We start from the raw sequence: 7,692 nt of genomic DNA, 5'->3' as shown, positions 1-7,692 counted from the left end.
GGGCGGCCGTCGGCGGCAGGGGCGGCGCGTGCCGTACCGCTGCCGGGCGCGGCGCGGAGTGCATCGTCCGACGCAGCCTGGGCGCACTGGTACGCGACGGCATCCGAGTATCTGGCGAACCTTGCGAGCCGCGCGGGAATCGAGGATGCGCGCGGCAAGACGCTCGTTGCGCTTGGCGTACTTGTCGCGGCTGCGTTTATCGCCGGCAGCCGCGGCGGCGTACTGGCGTGCCTTGCGGCAATCGCTTGCGGTAGCGCGATGCTCGGCGTCTGGCTCGCTTCGCGGATCCAGCGGCGGCGGCTGAAGATCGTCCGGCAGATCCCGTCGTTCCTGGACGGGATCGTGCGTCTCGTGACACTCGGCAACAGCGTGCCGGCTGCGTTCCAGTCTGCATTGCAGACGACCGAGGAGCCGTTGCGCGGTTGCCTCGATCTCGTGTCGCGGATGCTGCGCGGCGGTATCGAGATCGATCGCGCGATGATGCACATCGCGAAGATCTATCGGACCGAGGAGTTCGAACTGGTGGGCTCGGTGCTGCGCCTGTCGGTCAAATACGGTGGGCGTGCGGACGTGATGCTCGAACGGATGGCCGTGTTCATGCGTGACCTCGAGCAGGCCGAGCGTGAGTTGACTGCAATGTCGTCGGAAACGCGGTTGTCTGCGTTCGTTCTCGTCATGCTGCCGATCGGGATCGGCAGCTTTGTCGTGATGACCAATCCGAAGTATCTGCACGGGATGTGGAACGATCCGAGCGGGCGGACGCTGCTCATGATCGCGTTCCTGATGCAATTGGCCGGCAGCGTGTGGCTGTATCGAATGGCTCGGCTCAGGTGAATCTATGACAGCGACTCAAATCGGGGCGATCGCGTTGGCGGTGGGCGCACTCGGGGTGCTGCTGCTCGGCATGGTTGCCATGTTGCGGGCGAGTGCCGCGACGCGTGCCGAACGCGCGCTGGTGGATGCGCTGGACCGGCGCATGGCCGCGCTTGAGGCAGCGAAAGCGAAAGCCGCGCCGGACAGCGCGGCGCCGGCGAAACCCGACGTGCGTGGCGGTCAGCGTGTCGAGCGTTTTCTCGACCGGCTGTCGGCAGCGGGTATGCGCTGGCTGGATACCGGGCTCGGCAAATACGCGGTCGCGGAAGAGGATCGCCGCCTGCTGGAGCAATGCGGTTATGTCGACGCACGCACGCGCGGGCTGTTCCTCAGCGCCCGGGTCGCGTTCGGGATCGGGCTGCCGCTGCTGTTTGCCATCTTCGCGAGCGGGCGCATGAAGGGCGGTCTCTGGATGGTCGGCATGTTTGCCGCCTTCGGGCTCGGCTTCATGCTGCCGAAACTCTACGTGCAGCGCCGTTCGGCTGCGCGGCGGCAGAGCGTGGTCGACGAACTGCCGTTGCTCGTCGACATGCTGCGCCTGCTGCAAGGCGTCGGCCTGTCGCTCGATCAGAGCCTGCAGGTCGTGACGAACGATTTTCGCGGGATGTTGCCGGTGCTGTCGTCGGAAGTCGGCATCGCGCAGCGCCAGTTCGCCGCGGGTCGTACGCGCGAGCAGTCGCTGCAGCGGCTGTCCAGCGGATTCGACAACGAGGACTTGCGCGCGATCGTGCGATTGATGATTCAGGTCGACAAGCATGGCGGCGCGGTACAGGAGCCGCTCAAGCAGTTCGGAGATCGGCTGCGCGAAACACGCCGTGCCATGCTGCGCGAGCGGATCGGCCGGTTGACGGTGAAGATGACCGGTGTGATGGTGCTGACACTGTTGCCCGCACTGTTGATCGTGACGGCCGGGCCCGGCATGTTGGCGGTGATGCATGCGTTGTCGCCGCATCACTGAAGGACGGAAGGAAGGACGATGAAGCGGATCGGCGGAATGGCGATACGGGCAGGCGCGGCGGCGGTGGTGCTGGCGCTGGGTGCGTGCGCGACCAAGGACAGCGGTTACGGCGTGAACGCGCAGACGGAGCGCGCGGCACTGATACAGGCCGCCGACCAGAAACAGGCCGTGCCGGATACGCCGGGCATGTACCTCGGCCTGATCCAGCGGATGCAGTCGCAAGGGCTCTATTACGCATCGCTCGCGCACATCGACGCCTATGACAAGACGTACGGCGTCGTACCGGAGTCGATCCTGTTGCGTGCGGATGCACTGCGGATGACCGACCAGCCGGCCGCGAGCGCGGCTGTCTACACGCAGTTGCTGAAGACGCCACTCGCCGCGCGCGGCTATCGCGGGCTCGGGCTGCTTGCAGGTGCGGCGGGTGATTTCGACCGCGCGGCGCAGACGCTGACGCAGGCGTCGGACCTGGCGCCGACCGACGCGTCGATGCTGTCCGATCTTGCGTATGCGAAGTTGCGCAGCGGCGATGTGGTCGGCGCACGTGTGCCGTTGATGAAGGCCGCCGAGCTGGATCAGCGCAATCCGAAAATCGTCAGCAACCTCGCGCTTTACCTGTTCGCGGCAGGGCGCACTCAGGATGCGCAGAAGCTGATGAACCAGCAGCATCTGCCGGCGGATATCCGCAAGGACATCGCCGGCGACGCCGCGAAGATTGCGGCAGCCGCGCGCGCGCAGCAACGCGCGGTTGCGACGCCGCCGGTCGTGTCGCGGCGCGCTACGTCGGCGCCGATCACGCCGATGGCGAACAATTTTGGCTACGATCAGACCGTGCCGCTGCTGCAACGGTTTGCACAATGAACAGGCACCGGGGGAACGACATGAACAACAACAAACATCATCGAAGCATGCACGCGGGCCGGATCGCGGTGCTGGCCGCCATCGCCTGCGTGATGGCCGGTTCTGCTGCGGCATACGGACAGGAGGCCGTGACGGCGGGCGCGTCCGATGTGGGCCGTTCGACGAAGGCGTGGCTCTCGATGCAACGCGACAATCGCGCGGCGGCACCGACGCAGCCGTTGCTCGGCGACGTCGCGTCGCTCGTATACCAGCGCTATCTCGATTCGTTCAAGAACAAGATCCCGGGCTCGATGAGCTCGCAACTCGGTTCCGCCAGCGGCATGTCGGGCAGCAGTCAGGGCATGCAGTAAGCGGAACGGCGATGCGCGCAGATCAATCACCCGTAGCGCGACGACGCGGCCTTGCCGGTCGTCCGGGGCGCCAGCGCGGCACCATTGCGGTCATGGCCGCGATCTGGGTGTCGGTTGCATTCATCATGCTGGGTGCGATCGATATCGGTCATTTCTATTCCGAACGGCGCAGCATGCAAGCGGCTGCCGATCTGGCAGCGCTTTCGGCCGTGTCGCAAATCAGCGCGGATTCGACCTGCACGGCCGCGACTACCGCAGCCGGCCGCATCGCGAATCCGGCATCGAAGCCGCTGCCGGCGAACTCGACCGTCTCCGTGACGTGCGGTGTCTGGACCGCGCCTCAAGGCAGCGGCAATCCGCTGTTTACGCCGACCTCGGGCGCAGCGACCAACGGTCAGTGTGCAGGCCTGTCGCCCGGAACGATCAACGGTCAATCGGTCAACGCCGTCTGCGTGACGCTTTCCGAGCCGATCGACGGGATTTTCCGAAGCGGGATAACCGTCGGTGCGTCGGCTATCGCCAAGAGCGTGCCGACCGATACCTTTACGCTGACCACGTCGCTGGCGGCGTTGAACGGCGGGTTGGCCAATCAGTTGCTCCAGGTGCTGACGGGGTCGCCCAATGCGTTGAGCCTGCAGGCCGTCGACTATCAGGGGCTCGCGCAGGTCAACCTGAAGCTGGCCGGCATCCTCGCCAATCTGCCGGTCGGCACGAGCACATCCGTACTGAATGGCACGGTGACGCTCGGGCAACTGGCCAACGCGGCGGTGCAAGCGGCGACGCAGCAGAATCTGGTCGGGGCGAACCTGAACGTTCTGAACGCGATCGTCGTTGCACTCTGTTCCGGCAATGTCTGCGGCGGACCCCAGATCGCGCTTGGCCAACTGGTTTCTGCCGCAACCGCGACGGGAACCTCCGCCGTCAATGCCAGCGTCAACGCGCTCGGCCTGCTGTCGACGGCATTGCAGATCGCGAACGGCACGAATTCGGTCGCCATTCCCAGCATCACGGTTCAGACGCCGACCGCGCTGGCGCCGCTGCTGAACGCAACCGTATCGGGCTCGGTGTCGCTGGCGGGGACACCGCCGTCCACTGCGAGCGGTCCGGCCGGGCCGACGAATTGCGGAACCTCCAATTGCACGACCAACACGTCGACTGCGCAGGGGAATGTGTTCCTCAATACGTCGATATCGCTGCTGTCGACCTGTCCGACCGGCGGGCTGGTCTATCCGGGAGGCACGTGCCCGTCGGGTAGTCCCACGCCGCTTGCCGCGGTGCAACTGCCGATTACCGCCTATGTGGCACCGGCGACGGCGGGCCTCGCATCGGTCACCTGTACCGCGAACGGCACGAAAACTGCACAGGTGAACGTGCAGACCGGTGTGGTTGCCGTGTACATCGGCGGTTCGGCGAATACGCCGATCAACCTGAACGCGCCGTCCGGGTATGCAACCGGCAGCGGAACCCCGATTACGCTGGTATCCGTCAACCTGCAGAGCTTGCTCAGTCTGCTGGGGCTCAACACCGTGATTTCAGCGCTCAATGTGCTGACGCTGGGGTTGATCAACCTGAATCAGATATCCGTCAATATCAGCCTGAAACCCGGGCAACTGACGGTGCCCGTTGCCAATCAAACGCCGACTGCGCTGACGTTCACGTATCCCGGCCCCGGGTCATCCGCTTCGCCGAGCCCGGCGTCACCGTACACGCTGGGCACGGGAACGGACCAATTCCTGGCGCCCGCGGTTCAGGGTATCGTCGGTAGCGGCCTGTCGGTTTCGGTGTCGGCGAGCGGCGGGCTGGTGGGGGTGCTGGCCGGCATCCTGAACCCCTTGCTGGATATCCTGACCGGGCCGCTTCTGACTGCGCTCGGAAGCACACTGGTTCCGCTGCTCCTGCAACCGATCGATTCTCTCCTGACCTCCGTCACGGGCCTGCTCGGACTGAGCCTGGGGAATGCCTATGTCACGAACACACCGGACTCGATCAAATGCGGCAACCCGATGCTGGTTCAATAAATGCCTGAACGTTCTGTCATCAAAGCAGGGAGCGTCGCTGCTGCCTGCAACTGCTCACTGAGCTGCAATGCAAAGCAACTCGTCACTTACTGAAGCCGCACCCGAATCATGAGAACCACGCCCGCAATCGAAGAGCTCGACCTGTATGTCTGGGAAGGCAAGGCGGACATCGTCGACCGCGTCGCCCGGTGCATGGCGAGCTTCGACGTCGAAGTGATCCGCGCCGACAACGCGGAGGTCTCGGCCGAGCGCGCCGCATTGCGACCGTCGCTGGCGATCATCAGCGTGACGATGATCGAAACCGGCGCGGCATTCCTGCGCGACTGGCAGGCCAACATCGGCATGCCGGTCGTCTGGGTCGGCGCGGCGCGCGATCACGACGCGTCGCAGTATCCGCCCGAGTATTCGCATATCCTGCCGCTCGACTTCACGTGTGCCGAACTGCGCGGCATGATCGGCAAGCTCGTCACGCAGCTGCGGGCGCATACGGCCGAAACGTCGCATCCGACCGAACTCGTCGCGCACTCGGAGTCTATGCAGGCGCTCCTGCACGAAGTCGATACGTTCGCCGACTGCGACACCAACGTGCTGCTGCACGGCGAAACCGGCGTCGGCAAGGAGCGCATCGCGCAGTTGCTGCACGACAAGCATTCGCGCTATCGGCACGGCGAATTCGTACCGGTGAACTGCGGCGCGATTCCCGACGGCCTGTTCGAATCGCTGTTCTTCGGTCATGCGAAGGGATCGTTCACAGGCGCGGTTGTTGCGCATAAAGGCTATTTCGAACAGGCGGGCGGCGGCACGCTGTTCCTCGACGAAGTCGGCGATCTCCCGCTGTACCAGCAGGTCAAGCTGCTGCGCGTACTCGAGGATGGCGCGGTGCTGCGCGTCGGCGCGACGACGCCGGTCAAGGTTGATTTCCGCCTGGTGGCGGCGAGCAACAAGAAACTGCCGCAGCTCGTGAAGGATGGCCTGTTCCGCGCCGACCTCTACTACCGGCTCGCGGTGATCGAGCTGAGCATTCCGTCGCTGGAGGAGCGCGGCGCCGTCGACAAGATCGCGCTGTTCAAGTCGTTCGTCGCGCAGGTCGTCGGCGAGGAGCGGCTCGCTCAGTTGTCCGATCTGCCGTACTGGCTGACGGATTCGGTCGCGGACAGCTATTTCCCCGGCAACGTGCGCGAACTGCGCAACCTCGCCGAGCGTGTCGGCGTGACGGTGCGGCAGACGGGCGGGTGGGATGCTGCGCGGTTGCAGCGGCTGATCGCGCACGCGCGCAGTTCGGCGCAGCCGGTGCCGGCGGAGAGCGCGGCCGAGGTGTTCGTCGACCGCAGCAAGTGGGACATGAACGAGCGCAACCGCGTCATTGCGGCGCTCGACGCAAACGGCTGGCGGCGCCAGGATACGGCGCAGCAGCTCGGCATCAGCCGCAAGGTACTGTGGGAAAAAATGCGCAAATATCAGATCTTCGACGAGGAGCCCGAGACCCGCGAAAGTGAGTAATTAATGAGATAAAATCGCGCTGAATTACAACGACTCGGGCGGGAATAGAACTTCATGAGCCATATGACGGGGTTGGGAAGGGCGTGCGTGTTGCTCGCCATGGTGGGAGGCATGCAGGGCGCATCCGCGCAAAGTCTGGCAGACAGCGGTTCGCCGGCAGTACAGCAGGCGTCGGCGCCGGTGGCGGCGATTCCGGTGATCGATTCGCAGGCGTCGTTGCAGCCGCAGGCGGGCGAGTCGACGGGGCCGAGTACGGTCGACGACTTGCAGCGCCAGATCCAGGCACACACGCTTACGGAAATGCGCACGAGCTACAACGGCAGCTACGGTGCGAGCCTGTTGTTCAACGTGAAGGACGGTGCGTACTTCGTCGCGCTGTTCCAGCAGAAGGCGTTCTGGCGCGTCATCAAGACTTACGATGAAACGCGTGCGGAAGCGATCTATCGCGATTTCTCGCGCCAGGCGGAGCGGCTGGCCGTGAACGAATTGCGGGCCGCGAAGCTGGAATCGCAGAAAACGCAAATGGACAAGCAGATCGAAGTCACGCAGGATCGCGCGCGGCGTCTGCAGGCTGATATCTCGATCGCACGCCAGCAGCAGGCGGCGGTTGCGGATCGCCAGAAGAACGTACGCAACGAGACGGCCGCATTGCAGGCGCAGCAGGCTGAGCTTCAGTCGCAACTGCGTACGTTGCAGCAGCAGGTGCGTTCGTTGCAGCGTGAGGCCGATGCGGGCCTGCCGACGACGGCACGCTGAAACCGGCGGCGGTGCGGCGACATGCCGCGCCGGCCGCACAAGTAAAAAGGGCAAGCCGGTTGGCTTGCCCTTTTGTTTTACTGGCCGTCCGGCACGATTCGCCGGCGGCGCGTCACGATGACCGGCCCGCTGCCGCCGCGGGAATCCGACGACGATGCATTGCCGGATGCGTCGCCGGTGTCACGCGGCGCGCCGTAGCTTTCGCGCGGTTCACGGGGTTCGCGCGGGGCACCGTAGCCTTCGCGCGGCTCACGCGAGCCGTAACCCTCGCGCGGTTCGCGCGAGCCATAGCCTTCACGCGGTTCGCGGGAGCCGTAGCCGCCGTCGCCGCGCGATTCACGCGAGCCGCCGTGCGAGCCGTACGGGCTGTGACCGC

7 protein-coding genes and 1 pseudogene are annotated in these 7,692 nt (G+C 65.2%); 7 read left to right on the top strand and 1 reads right to left on the bottom strand.

What is annotated here, in order from left to right; translation table 11 throughout:
- From G3N93_RS30015 to G3N93_RS29985, 7 genes are all read left to right on the top strand, one after another.
- The coding region (locus G3N93_RS30015) for a type II secretion system F family protein (RefSeq protein WP_241026756.1) at positions 1 to 834 on the top strand (834 nt) is incomplete at its 5' end.
- 4 nt (positions 835 to 838) lie between these two features.
- Entirely contained in the window at positions 839 to 1,831 is a 993-nt protein-coding gene (locus tag G3N93_RS30010; RefSeq protein WP_174934399.1) for a type II secretion system F family protein, read from the top strand.
- Positions 1,832 to 1,849: 18 nt separating this feature from the next.
- On the top strand, positions 1,850 to 2,692 hold the full coding sequence (locus G3N93_RS30005; protein ID WP_206134577.1) for a tetratricopeptide repeat protein: 843 nt from the start codon (positions 1,850 to 1,852) through the stop codon (positions 2,690 to 2,692).
- Between the two features lie 20 nt (positions 2,693 to 2,712).
- Positions 2,713 to 3,042 (top strand): DUF3613 domain-containing protein, encoded by a 330-nt coding sequence (locus G3N93_RS30000; protein WP_174934395.1) that lies wholly within the window; start codon positions 2,713 to 2,715, stop codon positions 3,040 to 3,042.
- Between the two features lie 11 nt (positions 3,043 to 3,053).
- Complete coding sequence (locus G3N93_RS29995) at positions 3,054 to 5,060, top strand: pilus assembly protein TadG-related protein (protein ID WP_241011747.1); 2,007 nt, start codon at positions 3,054 to 3,056, stop codon at positions 5,058 to 5,060.
- 108 nt (positions 5,061 to 5,168) lie between these two features.
- A complete protein-coding gene (locus tag G3N93_RS29990) occupies positions 5,169 to 6,560 on the top strand; it encodes a sigma 54-interacting transcriptional regulator (protein WP_174934390.1) in 1,392 nt (463 codons plus the stop codon).
- 54 nt (positions 6,561 to 6,614) lie between these two features.
- Entirely contained in the window at positions 6,615 to 7,316 is a 702-nt protein-coding gene (locus tag G3N93_RS29985) for a DUF2968 domain-containing protein (RefSeq protein WP_174936554.1), read from the top strand.
- Between the two features lie 77 nt (positions 7,317 to 7,393).
- Here the strand turns inward: G3N93_RS29985 and G3N93_RS29980 are convergent.
- Positions 7,394 to 7,692 (bottom strand): annotated as a pseudogene (locus G3N93_RS29980) (RNA chaperone Hfq); the annotation flags it as partial.

The organism is Burkholderia sp. Se-20378, assembly GCF_017104665.1.
Taxonomy (GTDB): Bacteria; Pseudomonadota; Gammaproteobacteria; order Burkholderiales; family Burkholderiaceae; genus Burkholderia; species Burkholderia lata.
Note: the sequence above shows the minus strand (reverse complement) of the source record. Positions and strands in the feature narration are given on the sequence as shown.

Bases quoted from the DNA above. Each gene is read 5' to 3' on its own strand.
- G3N93_RS30010 (WP_174934399.1), top strand. From the start codon at position 839: ATGACAGCGACTCAAATCGGGGCGATCGCGTTGGCGGTGGGCGCACTC.
- G3N93_RS30005 (WP_206134577.1), top strand. From the start codon at position 1,850: ATGAAGCGGATCGGCGGAATGGCGATACGGGCAGGCGCGGCGGCGGTG.
- G3N93_RS30000 (WP_174934395.1), top strand. From the start codon at position 2,713: ATGAACAACAACAAACATCATCGAAGCATGCACGCGGGCCGGATCGCG.
- G3N93_RS29995 (WP_241011747.1), top strand. From the start codon at position 3,054: ATGCGCGCAGATCAATCACCCGTAGCGCGACGACGCGGCCTTGCCGGT.
- G3N93_RS29990 (WP_174934390.1), top strand. From the start codon at position 5,169: ATGAGAACCACGCCCGCAATCGAAGAGCTCGACCTGTATGTCTGGGAA.
- G3N93_RS29985 (WP_174936554.1), top strand. From the start codon at position 6,615: ATGAGCCATATGACGGGGTTGGGAAGGGCGTGCGTGTTGCTCGCCATG.